Here is a 21,721-nt window from a genome sequence, read left to right as displayed (position 1 = left end):
CGCAGACTAAGCCGGAAAGACAGCGTCAATGGCGGACGTCACCTCGGCCACCGTCACCCGGCGGATACATTCCGGTTCCGGGAAGGCATGACAGACCGGCCCGGCGCACGGGACACATGGCAACCGGTGGCGCACCACCCGGTGCGGGACGTTCGTCCACGGCGACCAGACGGTTTCATTCGACGAACCGAAAATGACCACGAGCGGGCGCTCAAAGGCGGCGGCAATGTGGGCCGGGCCGCTGTCGTTGCCCACGAAAAAGGCACAGCCGGCAATGAGCGCCATGGTTTCGGAAAGCGGCAGGTCCGTGAAAAACAGCGCCCGGTGAGCCGCCGGCAGGGCACGGCGGACGGCTTCGGCCACCGGCTCCTCTCCCGGCCCAACCACAATGACCGGCTGCAACCCGCGCTGTGCCAGATAGTTCACAATGTCGGCGAAATGCGTTGCCGCCCACTGCTTGCTCTGGAAAGCCGCCGCCGGGTGAACGACCGCGTAGGGGCCGGAAACACCGGCCCGGCGCAGCCTGGCCGTAACGGCCGCGCGGGCCTGGGGCGCGCAGTAGAGCTTCGTCCGCGGAAGCGGCGACGGCACGGGCACACCGACGAGCTTCAGCAGGCCGAGCTGCTGCTCGACGCAGTGAATCGTGGACTTCTGCCAGATTTCGGTTGGGGCCGGCGCCACGTGCGTCAGCAGCCAGCGCGTGTTGGGCAGCGCGTAGCCAACCCGCCGGGGGATACCGGCCAGCCGCATCAGCCAGGCGGCGGTTGTGCCGCCGTGCAGGTTGAAACCCATGTCGAAGTTCCCAGCCCGCAGCCGCCGAATGACCCCAAGGCGCATCTCCAGGCCGGCGATGCCGCGCCGGGCGCGCGGTATCACAAGCAGTTCATCCACCAGTGGATGCGGTTCGAGCAGCGGCGCCGAAAGCGGTTCCGTCACCACGGCAATGGGCAGGTCCGGCCGCCACGCCTTCAGGGCACTCAATACCGGCGTCATCAGCACCGTGTCGCCGATTGAGCGCAGACGGAACAGCACCGGGCGGTCAAAAGGTACAGGTATCACGGTTGGCGGCACTGGCGGTTGGGTTGTAGCTTTGTCCGTACCGTCCCGTGTTGACGGGAAGCCGATTTCGAGAGGTAGGCATGAACATTCTATCGGGCTGGATGAAGCCGTGGCACAACGCCACGCCACAGCCACGCCACATGACATCCGGGACACACCCCGACACCGGGCTTTATGACAAGCCTCGGGTCAGGTGGCAACTGGTGCTGGCGCTGGCGTTTGTCGTTGCCGGCGGATTGGCCGGCAACTGGACAGTGCAGGCCCGGCCGCAGGACACCGCGCCCCGCCTCCGGCCGCAGGATTTCGTCACGGAGCAGACCGTTGCCGGTGTCAAAACCCTCGTCAAACGGCGTCCGGGCAGCCAGACCGTGGCGGTCGGACTGTTCTTTGCCGGCGGAGCCGGCAACGTCGCGCCGGCGCAGGCCGGTATCGAGGCACTGACGCTGGCGGCGGCCACCGAGGCGAGCCGCCGTTTTCCCCGCACCCTTCTGCGCCGGGAGACAGCCCGCCTGGGCTGTAGTCTGAGCTACCTCGTGACGTACGATTACTCGGCCCTCACTCTGGCCACCACCCGCCAGACCTTTGAGCAGAGCTGGAAACTCTTTGCCGATGTCGTCCGCCACCCGCGTTTCGAGGCGGAGGATGTCACGCTGATGCGCGAGCGGCTGCTGGCTTCCCTGCTCGATGATGAAGACGATCCCGATGCCCTGTTGCAGAAAACCCAGGCCACAGCCGTGTACCGCCAGCACCCCTACGCGGCGACGCCGACCGGCACGCCGGAAGCTCTGGCGCGGCTGGGTGTGGCGGATGTGCGCGCTCATTATGCCCGGCTTCTGACGACGAAACGGATGCTGCTCGTCGTCGTGGGCGATGTTGCGCCTGAGCGCCTTGCCACCGAGGCCACCCGGCTGTTTGCCGGGCTGCCGGCCGGAACGCCTCCGAAGCCGCTGCCGCCCCTGTCCTGGACGGAAGCGGATGTGACGATTGTCAACCGTTCCCTGCCGACCGACTATGTGCAGGGCGTCTATGTGGCGCCGCCCCTCACCGCACCGGACTTTCCGGCGCTGCGCCTGGCGGCAGCCGTCCTGCGGGACCGGATTTTTGAAGAAGTGCGCGTCAAGCGGAACCTCTCCTATGCGCCGACGGCCTTTCTGACGGCCCAGGGGGCCAACCTGGGCGGCATCTATGTCTCTTCGGTGTCCGCCCCGCAGGCAGTGGAAGTGATGCTGAAGGAAATCGAACGGCTCAAGACCGAACCCGTTGAGCCGGCCGAACTGCGCGCCACGGTGGCGCAATTTCTCACCACAACCTATCTGGCTGAAGAAACCAACAGCGGGCAGGTGGCGGCCCTGGCGCTGTACGAGCTGGTGGGCGGCGGATGGCGCCAGAACTTCACCTCGCTGGAGCGGCTGCAGGCCGTCACGCCGGAGCAGGTGCGGGCGGCGGCCCGGAAGTACATGGGCAACCTGCGGTTTGTCATCATCGGGGACGAAGCCCGGACGCGCCGGCTGCGTAACCACCTCACCGCTCCCGCGCCGGGCGACTGAAACCGGACGGCGTTCCCTTCCGCATTCGGGGCACCGGCCCTTGCCCTTTTATTGCAGTTGTTTATACTGAACGACTTATTTTGGGTGCGCAGACAGGCGGAGCATGACGGTGAACGCCTGCCAGACGCCCGACGGCACAGGACGGTGAGGGGGCGGTTGGATTCGGTCGCCCTCACGACTTCAGCACCGAGGAACCAGAGCTTGGACATTGCCGAAACCATCGAACGCCTCGTGACGCAGGATGGATTCGAGTTTGTCGTTTGTGAGATGAAAGGAGCCGGCCGGCGGCGTCTGCTGCGCGTCGTGGTGGACCACCCCAACGGCGTTACACTCGACCAGTGCGCGGCGCTCAGTCGGCGGATCGGCGAACATCTCGATGCCCTGGATGCGGTGCCTACGGCCTACACGCTGGAAGTTTCCTCACCCGGTGTTGAACGGGAGTTGTACCGGTTGGCCGACTACCAACGGTTTACCGGTCATCGCGTGCGGCTGCGGACGACGGTGGCGCGCAACGGCAGGCGGCTGTTTCGCGGGCGGATTGGTGCCGTCCGGACCGGAGAGGGACCGGTCATTGTCCTGTGCGATGAGACGGGCGCGGAAACACCCATTGCGCTTTCCGACATTGCGCAGGCCCAACTCGAAGTCACGGCAGAAGACCTCTTTCGCGTGGCGGAAGAAAAACGCGCGGCGCGTGAACGGGAACGCGGAAGGGAAGCGGCGGATACCAGACCGTAGCGGTGTCCAGACGGAGGCAAGCAAGCTATGTCCATACTGTCAGAGCAGATTCAGGCTATCAGCCGGGACAAAAACATTGACCCGCGCACCATCATCGAGGCCCTTCAGGATGCGGTGACGGCCGCGGCCCGGCGGCACTTCAAGTCGAATGAAAACCTCGTGGCCATTTACAGCGAGGAAAGCCACCGCATGGAACTTTATGCGGCCAAGCGCGTGACCGATGTCGTCGTCTCCCCGGAAACGGAAGTCTCGCTGGAGGAAGCCCTCCAGGCGGACGAAACGGCTGAAATTGGCGACGTGCTCTACGAACCACGGCAGGACCGCTTCGAGGAACTCGGCCGCATCGCCGCGCAGACGGCCAAACAAATCATCGTCCAGAAGGTTCGGGAAGCCGAACGCGAAAACATCTACAACGAATACATCGGGCGCGTGGGGGAGATTGTCCACGGCGTCGTCAAACGCTTTGAGCGGGGCAATATCATTCTCGACATCGGGCGCACGGAAGCCCTGCTTCCCCGCTCCGAACAGTCGCCGGCGGAAAACTTCAGCCAGAACGACCGGGTGCGCGTCGTCATCACCCAGGTGACGAAAGATGCCAAGGGGCCGCAGGTTCACGTTTCGCGCACCAGTCCCGAACTGCTCAAGCGGCTGTTCGAGATGGAAGTCCCTGAAATCTACGATGGAACCGTGACCATCAAGGCGGCGGCGCGGGAACCCGGCGAGCGGGCGAAGGTAGGCGTGGCCTCGAATGACCCGGACGTGGACCCGGTGGGTGCCTGTGTCGGGATGAAGGGTTCGCGCGTGCAGGCTGTCATCCGGGAACTGCGCGGCGAAAAGATTGACATCATTCCGTGGTCGGAAGACCCGGTGGTGTTTGCCGCCAATGCGCTGTCCCCGGCCAAGGTGAGCCGCGTCCAGATTACCGATTTCACCAACCAGCGCCTCGAAGTCATTGTTGAGGAATCACAGCTCAGTCTGGCCATCGGCAAACGGGGGCAGAACGTCCGGCTGGCCTCGAAACTGGTGGGGTGGAACATTGACATCCGCAGCGATGCGGAAATGAAACGCGAAGTGGCCAGCCAGTTCCAGTCCCTGCTCTCACGGCCGGACGTTCCGCTGACCGATTTGACGACCCTCAATCCGGCCTATGCCCAGTATTTGCAGAAAGCCGGGATTGCCACCCTCGAAGAGTTGGCCGATGCCAATCTCAACGATGTGGCCAGTATCCTGGACATCAGCTTCGATGAAGCTGTGGCGCTGATTGAGCAGGCCAGACAACTCCTGCCGCCGCCTGATACAGACGAAACCTCCGCATCTGAATCCACATCTGAAACGGCGGAAGTGGAAGCAGCACCAGAGCATGAAGCCGGGGCGGAAGCGACGCCGGAGGGCACGGCCGATGTGTCCCTCCAGTCCGCGGCCACCGCTGACGCACCAACCTCAACGGACACTACCGCTGCTCCGGCCGCAGCGGCGCCGGGCCATCCGGCGACAGACGCCATCGCGCCAGAGGGTGAGCCGGAGCCTCAGCCGGGCGCCTGAGTCTCCGCGGCCGGCGGACTGGAACCAGTGTTGGAAAGGGAGGGTAGGGAACGCGCATGACGACGAAAATCAGGATTTACGAGCTCGCCAAGGAACTCAAGGTGGACAGCAAGCGGATCATCGAAGACCTTCAGCGGATTGGCGTCAGTGGCGGCTATGTCCCGTCCAGCAGCATTGATCAGGCGGTTGCCAACCGGATACGTGAACGCTACAACCCCAACCGTGCCTCCACGGACACCCCCCTTCAGCCAACCCGCAAGCTCGTCAAGCTGCCGTCAGGAACCATTCTGCCCAACGTCCCACCGCCCTCCGTCCCCACCACCGAGCCAACCAGCCCGACGCTCTCCCAACCGGCCACCGGCGCTACCAGCGTCCGGCTCATCAAGCATGGACCCGAAGCAGGTTTGCCAATGGAGAGCCAGGCACGCGAAGCCGCGTCGGCGGCCTCACCCGCGAAATCACTGTCTGTTTCGCCGGTGAAGACCCCGGCTTCAGAGTCCACGCTGCGCGTCGTCACGCTTTCCCCGCCGCCAGCGGAGCCAAAACCGGTGGGTGACATGGCCCCCGGTGAGACACCACCGGCAGCGACCAAAACGGCAGAAATGAAAGCCACGGGGCCGAAACCCGCGCCAACCACGAGCATCACCACCATTGCCGTGGCGGCGCCGTCAGCCCCGGTCCAGCCGCCCAATGGCGGCAGCACGGCAGCGAAGCCGGTACCACCAGCCATACCGAACCAGCCGGTGATTCGGCATTTTACCGTTCCGACGTCGCGGCAGGTGCCTCCGCCACGCCTACCGGCGGCCGAGCACCCGGCGCACGCCGAGCGGACCGGCGGACCGCCCCGTTCCCTGGAGGCGCGCCCGGACTCCCGCGACAGTCGCGTGGCGCGTCCGCCCATCAACCGCACGCCCACCACGGTGGACATCACGGCGCCACCGACGACACGCACCACGTATGTTCCACCATCCCCTGCGCAGGACCGCGCACGGGGTGGACGCGGACGGCGCGGACCCAAAGGGCGCACCGAGCCCCTCCGCGGACGTGACTTTGAAAAGAGCCTGAACCGTCCCGATCGCTTTACGGCGCCCCCCCCCAAACTCAAGCCCGTTTTTACGGAACTCAAACCGGTTACGGTGGTTGAGGGCACAACCCTCAAGGAATTGGCGGAGAAAATAGACGTCAAGCCCAAAGATATTGTGGCCATCCTGCTCACCAAAGGCATCATGGCCACCATTAACCAGACCCTTTCCGAAGAGGCCATGCGCGAGGTCGCCCGTGAGTTCGGCTATGAGGTTACGGTGCGCAGCCTCGAAGAAATCATCAATGACCAGCAGGATACGTTGGCCATCGAGACGGACGCCCTCGATGACATCGAGCCGCGTGCGCCGGTGGTGGCCGTTATGGGCCACGTTGACCACGGCAAGACCAGCCTGCTGGATGCCATCCGCAATACACGGGTCGCGGCGGGTGAAGCCGGGGGGATTACCCAGCACATCGGGGCGTACAGCGTCGAAGTTCCCGACCCGGACAATCGGGAAAAACTGCGCCGCATCGTCTTTCTGGACACGCCCGGTCACGAAGCCTTCACGATGATGCGGGCGCGCGGGGCCAAAGGTGCGGATGTGGCCGTCATTGTCGTGGCGGCAGACGATGGCGTGATGCCCCAGACCATCGAAGCCATTGATCATGCCCGGGCCGCCAAAGTGCCCATCGTCGTGGCCATCAACAAGATTGACAAACCCCAGGCCAACGTCGAGCGCGTCAAAAAAGAACTGTCCGACATCGGTCTCATCTGTGAGGAATGGGGCGGCGACACCGTCATGGTCGAGATTTCCGCCAAGCACCGGCGCAACCTTGACGCCCTGCTCGAAATGATCCTGCTCACAAGCGACATCCTGGACCTCAAAGCCCCCACCAAACGGCTGGCCTCGGGCGTCGTCCTCGAAGCGCGGCTCGACAAAGGGCGCGGTCCCGTCGCCTCGGTGCTGGTTCAGCAGGGGACGCTCAAGGTGGGCGATCCGTTCATCGTGGGCCTGCACTTCGGGCGTGTCCGCGCCCTGATTGATGATCGCGGCCGGTCGGTGACGGAAGCCGGACCTTCGGTTCCGGTTGAAGTCCTCGGCCTGGAGGGCGTCCCCAAAGCCGGCGACCTGTTCCAGGTGGTGGACGATGCCGCGCGGGCCCAGGAACTGGCCAACTACCGGCAGTCCAAAGCGCGCATGGCGCAGTTGATGAGCAGTGCGGCGCGCGGGCTGGAAGACATGTACCAGCAGATGAAGAGCGGACAGCTCAAGGAACTGCTTGTCATCCTCAAGGCCGACGTGCAGGGGTCAGTTGAAGCCCTGCGCGAAACGCTCCAGAAGCTTTCGAGTGAAAAAGTCAGCATCCGCGTCATTCGGGCGGATGTGGGCGCCATCACGGAATCGGATGTCATGCTGGCGTCGGCCTCGAACGACATGTCGCACGTCTGCATCATCATCGGCTTCAACGTCCGGCCGGCGCCGCGCGTGGCCGAGCTGGCCAAGCAGGAGCGGGTGGACATCCGCCTGCACAGCGTCATCTACAAAGTCGAAGAAGAAGTGCGCAAAGCCATGATCGGCATGCTCGATCCGCTTACCAAGGAAGTCGAGCTTGGGCGGGCGGAAGTGCGCAAGGTGGTGAAAGTTCCCAAAGTGGGCAACGTGGCCGGCTGTTTCGTGCTGGAGGGGCTGGTCAAACGTGCCGCCAAAGCGCGTCTGGTCCGGGATTCGGTCGTGGTCTATGAGGGTGAAATTGCCTCGCTGCGCCGGTTCAAGGACGATGTCGCGGAGGTCAAGTCCGGGTTCGAGTGCGGCATTGGACTCGACCGTTTTTCGGACATCAAGGAAGGGGACATCATCGAGTGTTACACCGTCGAAAAATACGCCGCCATGGAGCTGTAATCTAAGGAGTCACCCACCCACGATGCGACGCCGCGCAAGCCAGCCTGCGAGACCGGGGAACCACCGCCGCGAACGCCTGTGCGAAGCTTTCCGCCTGGAGATCAACGAGATCGTGCGCTTTGAGCTGGACGATGAGCGCGTAGACCCGGTGATCGTGCACCACGTCGCCCTCAATGCCGCCGGGACCGCCGCGCGCGTCTATGTCAGCAGTGACGGAGGCCGGGAGACAAACCTGGCGGTGACGGTGCGCGCCCTGAATGAGGCCACGGACTTCATCCGGCAGGCCCTGGGGCAGCACCTGGGTCTGCACCGGGTGCCGACCCTGCATTTCGTACTCGACAAAACCCTGCTTTCCGCTTCCCGGATTGAGGCCATTCTGGACGAGGAGCGTTCCCGTCTGGACGCCGCCGATGCCCTGCCCGCGGCCGATGCCCCCAGCCCCTGACCGCCGTGGGTGCGCTCTGGCGCGGGTTGTCTTGGTTGGATTCCCTATGTACGGAGTTGAAGCCCTATGCTCAGTCAGGTGGTCGAACTCATCGAGTCGAAGCACCGCTTTCTGATCACCGGTCATGCCCGTCCCGACGGTGACAGCACTGGTTCCTCACTGGCACTTTACTGGGGGCTACGCGCGCTGCACAAAGATGTCGTCGTGGTGATGCGCGACCCGATTCCACCGGCCTATCAGGAGTTACCCGGCGCAGGGGAAGTGCAGGTTCGCCCGGCGATTGACGAACCATACGACGCTGCATTTGTCATCGAATGCAGTGATCTGGACCGTCCGGGTCTGCCGGGGCTCGAAAAACAGTTCATCGTCAACATTGACCACCACACCACGACCGCACTGTTCGGGCATATCAACTGGATTGACGCCACGGCCGCCGCCGTGGGCGAAATGATGTACAACCTCTGCAAGGCCCTGGGCGTCAACATCAACCAACCGATTGCCGAGTGCGTCTATGCAGCACTGCTGTCGGACACCGGCTCGTTCCACTACGCCAACACCACCGAACGCACCTTCAAAATTGCCTCCGAGCTGGTACGGCGCGGGGCGCGTCCGGCGCATGTGGCCCGCGCGCTGTACGAGTCCCACTCGTTCGGCAAAATCAAACTGCTGGGCAGTGTCCTGTCAACGCTGCAACGGGACGAAAGCGGGCGGGTGGCCTGGGTGACGATGACCCGTGAGATGATGGAAGCCGCCGATGCCACCGAAGATGACCTCGAAGGCATTGTCAATCACCCGCTTTCCATCCGGGATGTCGAAGCCGCCGTGTTCTTCAAGGAAATTCATCCGGGACAGTTCCGCATCAGCCTGCGCTCCAAAGGCAACGTGGATGTGTCGAAAATTGCGGAACGTTTCGGCGGCGGCGGACACAAATATGCTTCCGGGTGCACTGTCATCGGCACCCAGGACAGCGTTGCGGACCGCGTTTTATCTTCGTTGCAGTCGGCGCTTGGGACGGCCTCCCGAGCCGCCGACTGAGGTCTTTGCCCCACACCATGATGCCAACCTCTGACGCTCCACCCCTTGATCCGAAGCAGCCGCCGGTTGCCACCCTCGCTCCGGTCTCCCTGCCGCGACAGGTTGTGGTCTGCCTGGCGGCCTGGCTGGTGCCCGGACTGGGGCACGGCCTGCTGGGACGCTACGGGCGCGCCGTGCTCATCGGCGGCAGCATCTACACGATGGTCGTGCTGGGACTGTGGATGCGCGGACACCTCTACTCCCCCTTTGACCCGGACGAACTGCTCGGACTGCGGGATGTCCTGTCGAAGGTCTGCCTCCTCGGCCAGATGGGTATCGGTGTCCTTCAGCCAATACTGCGGGGGCTTGGCTTTGGCGTCAGCTTTGAGTTCAAAGCCGCAACCTACGAATACGGCACGTATTTTCTTGTCGTCGCCGGACTGCTCAACTACCTGGTGATGTTCGATGTGTTTGACATTGCCAAAGGTCGCAAAGCCTGATGGTCGCTGACCGGCGCGGAACTGAAACCATGCACTTTCTCGTCATGACGGCCTTTGCGGCGCTTACCTCCACGGTCCTGGCCGCCATCACCAACGAAGCCGAAACCACCCGTGAGCGATGTCTGTATGGCCTCAAAACATTCGGCGCTTTTGTCGGCGTCGGGCTGGTCATCAGTTGGCTTTTTTACTTCATTCCCTGAGCGGCGTCTGACCCTGTGGACGGAGCAACGGTCGCCGGTGACGCTGGTCCAGGCGCGAATGAAACCGATGGAGTCTGGCGGTGCACGATTGGTATCAGGACAAGCTGCGTGAAGAATGTGGGGTGTTCGGCATCTGGGGGCATCCCGAAGCGGCCCGGCTCACCTACCTGGGTCTCTATTCCCTGCAGCACCGCGGGCAGGAATCCGTCGGCATCGTGACGAGTGACGGACAGCGCCTGCATGCCGTACGCGGCATGGGTGAAGTCAATGAAATCTTCACCGAGCCGGTCCTGGACAGGCTGCCCGGCCACTGCGCCATCGGGCACGTCCGGTACTCGACCGCCGGAGAAGTCAGCCTCAACGAAGCCCAGCCGTTCTCCATCAAATGCCACCGGGGTGAACTGGCGATCTGTCACAACGGGAACTTCCCCTTTGCAGAGGCCATGCGCGCCGAACTGGAGCGGGAAGGTGCGATTTTTTCCTCGACCAGCGATACCGAAGTCGTCCTGCACAAACTCGCCCGGTCACGCCAGCCGCACCTTCAGCAGGCGATTGCCGATGTTTTCCGGGAACTCGAAGGTGCGTACTCCATTCTCATCCTCACACCGGACAGCCTGTTTGTCGTGCGCGACCCGCGTGGTTTCCGCCCGCTGTGCCTGGGCGAGCTGGACGGAGCGACGGTGGTGGCCTCGGAAACCTGTGCCTTTGACCTCATCGGCGCGACCTACATCCGCGACATTGCGCCGGGCGAAATTCTGGCCGTCAACCGGGAAGGCGTGCAGGCCGAATATCCGCTGCCGCCCCAGACGCCGGCCTTCTGCATTTTCGAGCACGTGTATTTTGCGCGCCCGGACAGCCGCATCTACGGGCGTAGCGTCAACAAAAGCCGCCACAAAATGGGCAAGCAACTGGCCCGGGAACAGCCCGTCGAAGCCGACATCGTCGTTCCGGTCCCGGACTCCGGTGTAGCCGCCGCGATTGGCTATGCGGCGCAGTCGGGCATCAACTTCCGGTTCGGACTCGTACGCAACCACTACATCGGCCGCACCTTCATCGAGCCGACGCAGTCCATCCGCAACTTTGGCGTCAAGGTCAAACTCAATCCCGTGCGCGATCTGATTGAGGGGCGGCGCGTCGTCCTGGTGGATGACTCGCTGGTGCGCGGCACGACCAGCCGGAAGATTGTCGAGATGCTCCGCCAGACCGGGGCGCGGGAAGTCCACCTGCGGATAAGCTGTCCGCCGACCATTTCCCCCTGCTACTACGGTGTGGACACACCCTCCACGGCGGAGCTGATTGCCGCCAACCAGTCCACGGAAGCCATCCGGCAATACATCAATGCCGACAGCCTGGGCTACCTGAGCCACGAAGGGTTGCTGGCCGCCTGTGGCGCGGATGAGGGGCTCCAGTTCTGTACGGCCTGCTATACCGGCAAGTATCCGCTGCCCGTCCCGCTGCGGGCGGTCGGGCGTAGCCACCGGGCGTAGCCACCGGGCGTAGCCGTTGGGTATGGTGGTGGGCCCTTGCCACGACCGACCGTGGCGGCGACGCCCCGGCCGTGCTGTCGCGGCTTCCGGCAGCATCGTTTTCTGGTGGAAAAGCCCTGGTGAATTATCTACTATCGCTTCCGCCAACGGGCAAAAGCCAACCGGAAGTGACATATCTCCTCACATCTGATGGTGCGCAGGTGCTGTGCGCCAATCCGAATCTCCAGTATCCGCGTTGCTACATGACGGTGGACGTATGATTGGTACGTACCTACTCCACTACAAGCTGCTCAAAAAAATCGGTGAAGGCGGGCAGGGTGAAGTTTACCAGGCAGAAGACACCCGGTTGCGACGCATCGTGGCCATCAAGATTCTGCCGGCCGAGCTGGTGGCGGATGAAAAAACCCGCAAGCGGTTTCTCCGCGAAGCCCAGCTCGCTTCGGCGCTTGACCACCCGAACATCTGCACGGTCTATGAAATCAACGAGGACCGTGGGCTGCATTTCATCGTCATGCAGTACCTCGAAGGCAAACGCCTCAAGCAGATGGTACGGGGGCGGGCGCTGGATATGGAAAGCACCCTCTCCATTGCTGTCCAACTGGCCGATGCGCTGGCCGCAGCGCATGAGCGGGGCGTCATTCACCGGGATGTCAAAGCCACCAACGTCATTGTCAATGAGCGTGGACAGGCCAAGATTCTCGATTTTGGCCTGGCGAAAGCCACGGCCAAAAACATTGGCGATGAGTCCGTCATGGAGTTGACCCAGGCCGGTGTTCCCTTTGGCACGGCCGGTTACATGTCGCCGGAGCAGGCCCGTGGCGGCACGATTGATGCCCGTTCGGATGTGTTCTCGCTGGGCATCGTCATCTACGAAATGGCAGCCGGCCGCCTCCCATTTCAGGGCAAAAGCACGGTGGATGTCATGCACGCCATCATGCATGAGCCGCTCCCGCCGCTGTCGTCCATCAATCCGGCCGTTCCCGAACGGCTGCAAGGCATTCTCGAAAAGGCGACGGCCAAGGATGTGGCGGCCCGCTACCAGACGATGCGCGAGTTCCAGGCGGACCTCAAGCAGCTCCTGCGCGCCGTCCAGATGCAGACCGGGCAACCGCTGACCGACGACTCCCTGCTGCCCATGGTGGCTCCGCGCCACGAACGCAGCAACTGGCTCACGGGCGGCGTTGTGGGACGGCTCATCAGCCGGCTGCGCGGCACGGCTGACCGGACCCCCATCAGTCAGACAAACACCCCACCCTCCGTTCTGCCCAGTCGCCCCACCGGTTCACCCCAATCCGCTGAACCACCGCCCACCGAGAAAAAAACCGACGACATTGCCGACAAAGGTCATGCGCTCCGGGACTCGATGCCCAGTTCGTGGCGTACATCCGACAAACGTTCGATTGCCATTCTTCCCTTCCGCAACCTGAGCGGCGACCCCCAGACGGACTTTTACAGTTTTTCCCTTGCGGACAGCGTCATCACCGAACTGGCCGGTCTCAAGTCCATCGTCGTGCGTCCGTCAAGCTACATGGCGAAGTACCAGGGGCGTGACCTCGACCCGATCTACGTCGGCAACGAACTCCAGGTGGATGCCGTGATGACCAGCGCCTACGTCAAGTCGGGACAGCGCATGCGCGTCACGCCCCAGTTGATTGACGTTCACACCGGAGAAATCCTCTGGAGCGACAAGATTGACCTCGACGCCCAGGACATCATCACGTTGCAGGACACCCTGGCGCAGAAAATCTGTGAAGAACTGCGTGTCCGCATCAGCCAGACCGAGCAGGAGCGCATTGCCAAGCCCACGACCCGCAACGCGGAAGCCTTTGAGTATTACCTGCGTGGACGCAACCAGTTGCAGCGTTTCCGCCAGACGATGCTCAAGGATGATTTCAGCGCCGCGACCGAAATGTTTGAAAATGCGCTGGCCTGCGACCCCAACTTCGCCCTGGCCCATTCCGGCATGGGCCTGTGTTATGTCGAATATGTGCTGAAAGGCATTGGCGGGGCGCTGTATTTCGAGCGCGCAGCGGAACGCTTCCGGCAGGCGTTGGCGCTCGATGACTCGCTCATCGAGCCGCAGATCAACATGGTCTATTACTACCTGCTCAAGGGCGAGAAGGTACGCGCCCGCGAGCAGGTGCGGCGCATGCTGGCCATTGCGCCCAACGACCCGGCGGCGCACAACACGGCGGCCTACCTGCACCGGTGGGATGGGCTGTACGGGCCGGCTCTGGCCGAATACGAAGCATGTCTGCGGCTTGACCCAACGGATGTCGTGCGGGTGTCGTACAACCGCGCCCGCATTGCCCTTTACCAGGGTCACTACGAGGAAGCTCTGGAACATCTCGACGGGGCGCTGTTTATCGAACCCAACCATCCTTTTGCCACAATGGTGCTGGGACAGGTGCTCTACTACCAGGGGCGGCACGCAGAATCGGCGCGCACGTTCCGGGAACTGTTCGAGCGCAATCCCGACCTCCATGGCTTCCGTCCTATCTACGGGCTGGCCTTCGTCATCGAGGGGCAGCCTGACCGGGCGCGGGCGCTCATCAATGATGCCGTGCGTGAAATTGCCAATGCCGACGGCGATGCCGCCTACTGGCTGGCGACGCTCTACGCGGCGCTGGGCGATGACGAAGATGCGCTGTACTGGCTGCGCCGGGCCGTGGCGCTTGGCAACGAAAACTATCCCTGGTTTATTTCCAATCCCGACTGGGCGCGGCTGCGCGAAAACCCGGCGTTTCAGGCCATTATGGAACCCATCCGGCAAAGCTGGGAGCAACTGATGCAGCCGTTCATCAGTCCGCCGCCGTCGCCGCCACCATCGGCTGGCGACAATGTGATGGCCTAGGCGCATCCGGCGCCAGTCCTCTCCGCTTTCCTTGAAGCACTTGCGGGTTCTCTATCTGCTCGACTCCCTCAACCGTGGTGGCGTCGAAACGCTGGTGCTGTCCACCTGCCGGCGGGCCGGGGACGTTGGGATCAGCGCCTGCCTGGCCGGCTTTGGCGACGGCACGGCGGCCGCTGAGTTTCATGCACTGCCGCACGCCTTTTTCCGCCGGCGGCGCGCACCATTCGATCCCTTTCTGGCCGGCTGGCTGCGCGAACGCATCCGGGCCGAGGGCATCACCCTGATTCATGCCAACCAGGCCGTTGAAGCCCTCCATGCGTGGTGGGCGCGGCGCGGCCTGCCGGTCAAGCTCGTCCTGACGCTGCACAACCTCGAATATGACGCCAGAAATCTCCGGGCGCTGAACTTCCTGCTGCCCCGCCTCGATGCCGTATCGGTTGTGTCGCAGGCGGCCCACCGGTGGCATCTGACACAGGGACGGCTGCGCCTGACGCAGGCCCGACATGTCGCCGTAGTGCCCAATGGCGTCCCTGACCCGGGCGCAGGCCGGAGACAGTCCACGGTTTCCCAACCTGACGGCCCCACTCTGGGCCCCACTCTGGGGATGATTGCCAACTTCACGCCGGTCAAAGACCACGCCACGCTGTGCCGGGCGCTGCCGGAGGTGTTCGCCCGTCATCCGACGGCCCGGTGTCTTCTGGTGGGCGCGGCGCAGGATGCGCGCCGCGAGGCGGCGGCACGGGCATTGTGTGCGCGCGCCGGCATCCTTGACCGGGTGGACTTTTGCGGCAGTCGTCCGGCCGCCGAGGCCCTGCCTCAACTCGATGTGTTCATTCTGTCATCGTGCAGCGATACCTTCGGGCTGGCGCTGGTTGAAGCCATGCTCGCCGGGCTGCCGTGTGTCGCCTCGGACATTCCGGCGCTCCGGGAAGTTACCGCCGATGGCACCGCCGCCGCCCTTTTTCGCGCCGGGGACGCCGCCGATTGCGCGCGGGTACTGAACCACGTACTGGACGATGCGGACTACCGCCGGACGCTGGCCGCACGTGGACAAGCCCATGCCCACCGGCACTATAGTTTTGAGGCGTATCTTGCCCGGTTGCGCGATTTTTACGACGCGGTGCTGGCTGCATGAGGTGTGTGGTGGCCGCTGCTCCGGTCTTCGTGGCCGTTCCTTCCTATCGCCACGCCCGTTTCGTGGCCCAAGCCCTGCGCTCAATTGTCCGGCAGACCCAGCCCCCGACCAAACTGCTGGTCATTGATGACGCCTCGCCGGATGACTCACCGCACATCATCGCCCGAACGCTGGCCGATTGCCCGTTTCCATGTGAACTCATCGTCCACGAAACCAACCGGGGACTGTGCGCCACCCTCAACGAAGCCCTTGCCCACTGCGATGCGCCGTATTTTGCCTACCTTGGCTCGGATGATCTCTGGCTGCCCGATTTTCTCGCCACGCGCGTGACGATGTTGGAAACGCGCCCGACGGCCGTTCTGGCCTACGGCCATGCCCTGATTGTCAATGCCGATAACGACATCGTGGACGACACGCGCTGGTGGGCGCGCTATATGGATGGCGACGCCCGCGCCATGCTTCTGCGGGGCGGCGCTCCGGTCAGCGCCACGGTGCTGTACCGGACCAGCGCCCTGACCCAATTCGGCTGGAACGAACAGGCCCGCCTGGAAGATTATGAACTCTACCTCCGGCTGTGCCGGGTCGGAGGCTTTGCCCTGGATACGGACATCCGGGCCGCCTGGCGTCGCCACGGTCACAACACGAGCCGGAACGTGGAGTTTATGCTGGCTGAAACCCGTGTGGCTCAGGCCCGCACGGCCGACTGGCTGGAGCTGTCCGAAACTGAACGCCGCCGTGCTACAGCCGAACTCACCTGGACGTACGCTGAAGCTTTTGCCCGGGCCGGCGCGCGCCGGCGGGCCGCCGCGCTGGCGTGGGCAAGCTGGTCAGGTGCTCCCGACTGGCAGGCGCGGGGGAAAATGCTGGCGCGTCTGCTGCTCCCGACGCCAGTTGAACGGTGGCGTCAGGCCCGGCGGGCGCGCGCCATTGCACGGCGCTACGGCAAACTGACACTGGACGAAACCTCTGACTGACGTACTGCACAGACAAGGAGACCAAAACCATGTCGCACATCGAGTCTGGCCGGCGGTGGTGGGTAGCCGCCGTTCTGCTCATGGCAGGGATGGTGATGGGTGAACGTTGGGCATCCACTCGCCCGGTGACGGCGCAGGATGGACGCCGGACGTTTACCGATCTCCAGGACCGCGAAGCCCGCCGCCGGGCCGTTGAAGAACTCGGACGCTCCGGCGATGAGCGCCAGGTGACACCACTGGTGGAAGCCCTGCGGGGGGACCGTGACTTTCTCGTGCGCAGCGCGGCAGCGGAAGCCCTGGGCAATCTCAAAAGCGAACTGGGGCTGCCGGCGCTGGTGGCGGCACTCGATGACGTCAGCCCGGATGTGCGTGCAGCAGCCGCCCTTGCCCTGGCCCGGCTGGGCCGGCCGGAGGCGCTTCCCCCGTTGCGCCGGCGGCTGCAGGACGCCGAACCCCTCGTACGCAGTGCCGCCGCACAGGCGCTGGGCAAACTGGGTGATGCCCAGGCCCTGCCGGAACTGCTCAAGTGCCTGACCGACGGGGAGCCGGAAGTACGGACGAGCGCCGCCGAAGCGCTGGGGGCGCTGGGCCGCCGTGAGGCCGTCGAACCGCTGCTGCGTATGCTTGGCGATAGCAACCTGTATGTGCGCAGCCGCGCCGCCATGGCGCTCGGCATGCTGGGTGATCCGCGTGCCATTCCGGCCGTCAGCGAACTGCTGCTGGACAAGGAGCGCACCGTCCGCGCCAGCGCCGCCGAGGCACTGGGGCGCTTCCGCGACCGGCAGGCCGTCCTGCCCCTGCTCGAAGCCCTGCGCGACCGGGAAGCCGCCGTGCGCCAGAACGCAGCCTTCGCCTTGGGAAAAATTGGCGACGAGACGGCGGCCGACGGTCTCGTGGATGCCCTGCGGGACGAAGACGCGCGGGTGCGCGCCCGGGCGGTGGACGCTCTTGGCGCGCTGGCTGTCTCACGTACGCTTGACGCCATTGTGGACAGCCTGCGTGACGGCGATGCGCTTGTGCGCACGCTGGCGGTACAGGCGCTCGGCAACTTCAAGGATGACCGTGCCACCGAGGCTCTGGTGCAAACGCTGGCGGCGGACGATGCCCTTCTGCGCCGCCGCGCCGTTGAATCGCTGGCCAAAATCGGCGACGCCCGTACGCTTCCAGCCGTCCAGACGGCGCTGGGGGATGCCAACCCGGCCGTCCGGGCCAGCGCCGTTGTGGCTCTGCCCCGCATTGGCGGCAGCCAGGCCCTGCCGGCGCTGCTGACGGCGTTTCAGTCCGACGATGCCACCCTGTGGAGCACGGCTGCCTTTGCCCTCGCCCGGCTTGGCTCGGAAGAAGCCTTTGTGGGTGTCGTCGAAGCCGTCGGAAGGATGGCCTTTGACGACGTACTGAGCCGGCGCACAGCCATTGTCGGATTTTTCAACGCCCTGCCGGAAAGCCCACTCCGGCTTCAAGGACTGGTTGCGTCGCCCGACGCCCTGCGGCGGCGTGGGGCCCTGCTGGGGCTGATGGTTGTGACCGTTCCACCAGCCGCTACCGGTACGTTCTTGGAAGCTCTGGCTGACAGTGACCCGGAAGTACGGCGTGCGGCGCTGGCAGCGCTGGCGCGTACCGATCCAGCGCGTTTTGCTGAGGCAACTGCCCAACGGCTGGCCGCCGAACCCGACCCGGCCGTGCGCGTGGAGTGGCTTTCGCGGCTCACGGAGCCACGGGGAACACCTCCGGCGTTGGCCGAAACCCTGCGCGGACTGGCCCGGGAGGACGTTGCCCTGGAAGTCCGACAGGCGGCCGTTGCGGCGCTCGACCGGCTGCGGCTGCCACGGGTGATTCTGCCCGGTCCGTCCCGAACGCTTTCGGCAATTGCCGACGTTGCGCCACCGCCGGGGCCCGAACTGGACCCTTCCCTGACCAGCCCCTTGCCGCTGCCACCGCCACCACCGGACTCCCCGCGGCCGGCATCGGCAGCACCGCTGCCGACGGTAGCCGCCAATGAAGTGCCTTCCGCGCCGCCACCAGCGCCCCAGCCGGTGGCAACGGCTTCGGCCCCCCCACCTTCCCGCCCGATAGCTTCCACCACAGTCAGGGAAAGCGCCCCGCCCGGCCCGGCCCCGGGATTGGCCGGTTCACCGGAAACGGCGACGCCCCGCCCGGCCCCACGCGCAACGGCGGCGGGCAAGGCCGCGCCAACGGCCACTGCGGCCCGGCGGCTGCCCCTGCGCCGGTTGCCGGAAGCGCGAACGGCTCCCGTCTGGGTGTCGCCGGGACGCACCCTTCCGGCTGGAAGCCTCAGCGCGGATGACCGTGTGACCCGCAATGAAGCCCAGGTGATGGACTATCTGGAGCGACTCGTCGCCGCCCAACTGGCGTTTCGGATGGCTTCCGGCGGGCGTTTTGCCTCCCTGGCCGAGCTTCAGCAGCAGGAACGCGGTCTGGAAGCCCCTTTCGTTGACCAGGATTACGTTTTTGCCCTGTATGTGACCGAGGCAACGGGGTTCGGGCCGGCCGATTTCTTTGTTCTGGCAACGCCGCGTCTTGCGGGGCTGACGGGACGGCGGGCCTTTTACGTTGACGCCTCCGGCATCATCCGCAGCAGCGACGCCGGACAGCCATGGCTTCCGGCCGCCCGCCAGTGGGCACCCGTCCGCAGCCGGTCAGCGGGGTAGGCGCGCCGGAGCCGTCGCCGGGGCGGTTTCGGGACTGACCTGCTGCGTCCCCAACCACCAGCCGGCGACAAAAGAAAGCGTCATGAGCACGAGCACGCCCAGCGTGTACAGCATCCACTCGCGCCGGGAACGGGCGCGGCGGGCCTCGACGAGTTCGCGCAGCGGGTGATGCTCGCCGGTTGTCCGGTCGGCCGGGAAGCTGGGGACAATGCTCATTTCCCGGGTTCGCACGAGGCGTTCCTGAAGCGATGGCGGAGAAACGGCGATCTGGGGCGGCGCCGGCAGTGGTGGGTCAACGCAGACCACGAGCGCCGTAAAGTTGTCTTCGGCCCCACGCTCGTAGCAGTACCGGTGGATTTCGTCACACAGCCCGTCGGGATTGTCCACGAAGACAGTCATGAGCCGTTCCAGTTCATCGTTCGTGATGTGGCGGGTTACACCGTCCGTACAGAGCAGGAAACGTGACCCGACAGCCAGCGGGAAGGTCTGGGTCTCGACCTCGACTTCGGGCAGAACGCCCAGCGCCCGACTCACCTCATTTGCCTTGGGAAGCTGCTCGGCTTCCGCCGGGGACAACTCCCCCCGGCGGACGGCATCGTGGAGTGGCGTATGATCAACCGTCACCTGGGTCAACGTGCCGTCGGCAAAGTAATACAGCCGGCTGTCGCCGGCATGCGCCACACATGCGGTTTCGCCATCGAGGTGCAGCGCCACCAGCGTCGTGGCCATCCCGGCCAGATCGAGGTCATGGCGTGCCATCTCGAAGATGTCCCGGTTGGCGTAGTGAATGGCGCGTTCCAGGCGCACGAGGGGCGGGCGCTCGTCAGGCGCAATGAAGGTGTCACGGACGGTCTCGATGGCGGTCTGGCTCGCAATTTCGCCGCCGGTATTCCCGCCGACGCCATCACACACGACGAAAAGCCGGGCGCTGACTTCGGCCAGCGCCCGGTCCTGGTTGGACGTGCGTTGCAGCCCCCGGTCACAGATGCAGGCAAAGCGAACTGTCGAAGTCGCGGCCGAGGCCGTCGTTTCATGGGCCATAGCGCCGCTTACGCCTTCCGCCGGATGATGTGAAACCCGTAGTAGCTTTCGACCTTGTCAATGTTGCCCGGACTCAACCCCTGGGCGCACTTCTTGAAGTTCTCATCGAAAACGCCCTTCGGCGTGATTTCGTAGAAGCCGGGAAAAGCGTTGTATTTGCTGTCGTTCATCTTGAAGGGATCATCGCTGTACTGGATGACCAGCTTGTTGAAGTCGGCACAGTTGCGCGCCTCCTCGAAGACTTTTTCCCAGAGCCTGCGGGCTTCCTCTTTCGACCGGGTGACTTTGATCTGCGGGTTTTTGGCAGCGCCGCTCCCCTTGTAGGCGATCAGAATGTGCTGGACTTCCAGCGATTCCGGGACGGTTTCGGGCTTGACGGGAATAAGGTCTTTGGGATCACAGGGTTTGGGGACCGGTTTGGCGGGTGTGGCCACCTTGTCTTCGGTTTTCGGCGGCTCGGGCGGATTGCCGCCACAGGCCACACCAAGGGCCACACCAAACACCAGGCAGCCCAGTCGAACTGAACGCATAATCACCTCCGTAAAGTGGAACGACGAGCCAGAGGTAACAGCCGGCGCAATCCCATGCCGCGGAGCCAACCGGGGAAGCCGAACCCGGCCCCTGTAGCGTGGCCACAAGCGTGGGGCGGGCTGGAACACCCGCCCGGTTTCCCAACGAGTATGTCCGCAACCGCTGCCCTGACTCAAAACATCCTTGCGTTGCACGATTGTGACGAGAGACCCGGCGCGACGCAATGGGCACCAGCGGCCGGACGTGCCGGAACACCGTCCCTCCGCCAAACCCGGCCGGATCACCTCCCGGACAGGCTGCCCCAGGCATGCAAACCGGCTGTTGCAATGGTATTTCACGGAGTGGAGTGGCTTTTTCCCGGATTGGTCGTGGAACCGCGCCGTTTGACAGCCCTTGGGCAACGCCATTAGCATCGGCTGCTGTCAAGGAAGGAACCAGGACTATGCAGATTTACGACGTGACCGTTCCGGTTCACCCGCGGATGCCAGTCTATCCCGGCGACCCGCCCGTGGTGCTTGAACCCCGGGCGCAGATGTCCAAAGGCGATCCGGCCAACGTCTGTTACTGTGGCATGGGCACGCACACCGGCACCCATGTGGATGCTCCCTTTCACTTCATCGAAACCGGACGCAAACTGCACGAAATTCCGCTCAACATCATGGTCGGGCGGGTGCGGGTGGTGGAAGTCACGGCGCGGAAAATAGACGTTGACACGCTTTCGCGCCTGGACCTGGGTGAGCACATCCGGGTGCTGTTCAAAACCCGCAACTCCCAGCTCTGGCAGCAGGAAACCTTCAACCCGGACTACGTGTTCATCACGCCGGAGGCCGCCGCCAAGCTGGTGGCCGATGGCATCAAGCTGGTCGGCATTGACTACCTTTCCGTCGAGGAATACGGCAGCACGACCTTTGCCACCCACATCGAGCTGCTTTCCAACGGGGTGGTCATTCTGGAAGGACTGGACTTACGCGCTGTGGATGCCGGGGATTATGAGCTTATCTGTCTTCCCTTGAAGCTCATGGACAGCGACGGCGCACCGGCGCGTGTCATCCTGCGGGGCTGAT

The 21,721-nt window shown here is 64.3% G+C and carries 17 protein-coding genes; 14 read left to right on the top strand and 3 right to left on the bottom strand.

Translation table 11 applies throughout. From position 1 onward, the window contains the following. Nucleotides 1–6: 6 nt before the first annotated feature. Nucleotides 7–1,059 (bottom strand): glycosyltransferase family 9 protein, encoded by a 1,053-nt coding sequence (locus J8C05_RS03025; RefSeq protein WP_211422729.1) that lies wholly within the window; start codon nt 1,057–1,059, stop codon nt 7–9. Between the two features lie 80 nt (nt 1,060–1,139). Here J8C05_RS03025 and J8C05_RS03020 point away from each other — a divergent pair, with 80 nt between their 5' ends. The 13 genes from J8C05_RS03020 (at nt 1,140) to J8C05_RS02960 (ending at nt 19,085) form a co-directional block, all read left to right on the top strand. Beyond that, nucleotides 1,140–2,606, top strand: coding sequence for a M16 family metallopeptidase (locus J8C05_RS03020; protein ID WP_211422728.1), 1,467 nt, complete (start codon nt 1,140–1,142; stop codon nt 2,604–2,606). A 201-nt stretch (nt 2,607–2,807) separates the two neighbouring features. After that, complete coding sequence (locus tag J8C05_RS03015; protein WP_211422727.1) at nt 2,808–3,341, top strand: ribosome maturation factor RimP; 534 nt, start codon at nt 2,808–2,810, stop codon at nt 3,339–3,341. A 27-nt stretch (nt 3,342–3,368) separates the two neighbouring features. Further along, nucleotides 3,369–4,883 carry a transcription termination factor NusA gene (nusA, locus tag J8C05_RS03010; protein ID WP_211422726.1) on the top strand — a complete coding sequence of 505 codons (1,515 nt, stop codon included), beginning with the start codon at nt 3,369–3,371 and terminating at the stop codon, nt 4,881–4,883. A gap of 56 nt (nt 4,884–4,939) precedes the next feature. Further along, entirely contained in the window at nt 4,940–7,807 is a 2,868-nt protein-coding gene (gene infB / locus J8C05_RS03005) for a translation initiation factor IF-2 (RefSeq protein WP_211422725.1), read from the top strand. A 22-nt stretch (nt 7,808–7,829) separates the two neighbouring features. Next, complete coding sequence (gene rbfA, locus J8C05_RS03000) at nt 7,830–8,252, top strand: 30S ribosome-binding factor RbfA (RefSeq protein WP_211422724.1); 423 nt, start codon at nt 7,830–7,832, stop codon at nt 8,250–8,252. A gap of 66 nt (nt 8,253–8,318) precedes the next feature. After that, nucleotides 8,319–9,287, top strand: coding sequence for a DHH family phosphoesterase (locus J8C05_RS02995; RefSeq protein WP_211422723.1), 969 nt, complete (start codon nt 8,319–8,321; stop codon nt 9,285–9,287). Nucleotides 9,288–9,304: 17 nt separating this feature from the next. After that, nucleotides 9,305–9,766, top strand: a complete 462-nt coding sequence (locus J8C05_RS02990) for a DUF6677 family protein (protein ID WP_211422722.1) — start codon at nt 9,305–9,307, stop codon at nt 9,764–9,766. 29 nt (nt 9,767–9,795) lie between these two features. After that, on the top strand, nt 9,796–9,966 hold the full coding sequence (locus J8C05_RS02985; protein ID WP_157850588.1) for a hypothetical protein: 171 nt from the start codon (nt 9,796–9,798) through the stop codon (nt 9,964–9,966). Nucleotides 9,967–10,046: 80 nt separating this feature from the next. Further along, nucleotides 10,047–11,453 carry an amidophosphoribosyltransferase gene (gene purF, locus J8C05_RS02980; RefSeq protein WP_211422721.1) on the top strand — a complete coding sequence of 469 codons (1,407 nt, stop codon included), beginning with the start codon at nt 10,047–10,049 and terminating at the stop codon, nt 11,451–11,453. Nucleotides 11,454–11,709: 256 nt separating this feature from the next. Then, nucleotides 11,710–14,307 (top strand): serine/threonine-protein kinase, encoded by a 2,598-nt coding sequence (locus J8C05_RS02975; RefSeq protein ID WP_211422720.1) that lies wholly within the window; start codon nt 11,710–11,712, stop codon nt 14,305–14,307. A gap of 40 nt (nt 14,308–14,347) precedes the next feature. Beyond that, nucleotides 14,348–15,442 (top strand): glycosyltransferase family 4 protein, encoded by a 1,095-nt coding sequence (locus J8C05_RS02970; protein WP_211422719.1) that lies wholly within the window; start codon nt 14,348–14,350, stop codon nt 15,440–15,442. Then, on the top strand, nt 15,439–16,416 hold the full coding sequence (locus J8C05_RS02965) for a glycosyltransferase family 2 protein (RefSeq protein ID WP_211422718.1): 978 nt from the start codon (nt 15,439–15,441) through the stop codon (nt 16,414–16,416). Before J8C05_RS02970 ends, J8C05_RS02965 begins: the two co-directional genes overlap by 4 nt. Nucleotides 16,417–16,445: 29 nt before the next feature. Then, nucleotides 16,446–19,085, top strand: coding sequence for a HEAT repeat domain-containing protein (locus J8C05_RS02960; RefSeq protein WP_211422717.1), 2,640 nt, complete (start codon nt 16,446–16,448; stop codon nt 19,083–19,085). Here J8C05_RS02960 and J8C05_RS02955 read toward each other — a convergent pair. Then, on the bottom strand, nt 19,074–20,126 hold the full coding sequence (locus J8C05_RS02955; RefSeq protein ID WP_211422716.1) for a PP2C family protein-serine/threonine phosphatase: 1,053 nt from the start codon (nt 20,124–20,126) through the stop codon (nt 19,074–19,076). The genes J8C05_RS02960 and J8C05_RS02955 overlap by 12 nt on opposite strands. 8 nt (nt 20,127–20,134) lie before the next feature. Next, on the bottom strand, nt 20,135–20,656 hold the full coding sequence (locus J8C05_RS02950; protein WP_211422715.1) for a peptidylprolyl isomerase: 522 nt from the start codon (nt 20,654–20,656) through the stop codon (nt 20,135–20,137). Nucleotides 20,657–21,099: 443 nt separating this feature from the next. Here J8C05_RS02950 and J8C05_RS02945 point away from each other — a divergent pair, with 443 nt between their 5' ends. Further along, nucleotides 21,100–21,720 carry a cyclase family protein gene (locus tag J8C05_RS02945; protein ID WP_211422714.1) on the top strand — a complete coding sequence of 207 codons (621 nt, stop codon included), beginning with the start codon at nt 21,100–21,102 and terminating at the stop codon, nt 21,718–21,720. Nucleotide 21,721 lies beyond the last annotated feature (1 nt).

Origin of the sequence: Chloracidobacterium sp. N (genome assembly GCF_018304765.1) — a bacterium.
GTDB lineage: Bacteria > Acidobacteriota > Blastocatellia > Chloracidobacteriales > Chloracidobacteriaceae > Chloracidobacterium > Chloracidobacterium aggregatum.
Note: the sequence above shows the minus strand (reverse complement) of the source record. Positions and strands in the feature narration are given on the sequence as shown.

Coding starts and splice junctions, on each gene's coding strand:
- rbfA (WP_211422724.1), top strand. CDS start 7,830: ATGCGACGCCGCGCAAGCCAGCCTGCGAGACCGGGGAACCACCGCCGC.
- J8C05_RS02975 (WP_211422720.1), top strand. CDS start 11,710: ATGATTGGTACGTACCTACTCCACTACAAGCTGCTCAAAAAAATCGGT.
- J8C05_RS02950 (WP_211422715.1), bottom strand. CDS start 20,656: ATGCGTTCAGTTCGACTGGGCTGCCTGGTGTTTGGTGTGGCCCTTGGT.
- J8C05_RS02990 (WP_211422722.1), top strand. CDS start 9,305: ATGATGCCAACCTCTGACGCTCCACCCCTTGATCCGAAGCAGCCGCCG.
- J8C05_RS02995 (WP_211422723.1), top strand. CDS start 8,319: ATGCTCAGTCAGGTGGTCGAACTCATCGAGTCGAAGCACCGCTTTCTG.
- J8C05_RS02955 (WP_211422716.1), bottom strand. CDS start 20,126: ATGGCCCATGAAACGACGGCCTCGGCCGCGACTTCGACAGTTCGCTTT.
- J8C05_RS03020 (WP_211422728.1), top strand. CDS start 1,140: ATGAACATTCTATCGGGCTGGATGAAGCCGTGGCACAACGCCACGCCA.
- infB (WP_211422725.1), top strand. CDS start 4,940: ATGACGACGAAAATCAGGATTTACGAGCTCGCCAAGGAACTCAAGGTG.
- J8C05_RS02945 (WP_211422714.1), top strand. CDS start 21,100: ATGCAGATTTACGACGTGACCGTTCCGGTTCACCCGCGGATGCCAGTC.
- J8C05_RS02985 (WP_157850588.1), top strand. CDS start 9,796: ATGCACTTTCTCGTCATGACGGCCTTTGCGGCGCTTACCTCCACGGTC.
- J8C05_RS02960 (WP_211422717.1), top strand. CDS start 16,446: ATGTCGCACATCGAGTCTGGCCGGCGGTGGTGGGTAGCCGCCGTTCTG.
- J8C05_RS02965 (WP_211422718.1), top strand. CDS start 15,439: ATGAGGTGTGTGGTGGCCGCTGCTCCGGTCTTCGTGGCCGTTCCTTCC.
- nusA (WP_211422726.1), top strand. CDS start 3,369: ATGTCCATACTGTCAGAGCAGATTCAGGCTATCAGCCGGGACAAAAAC.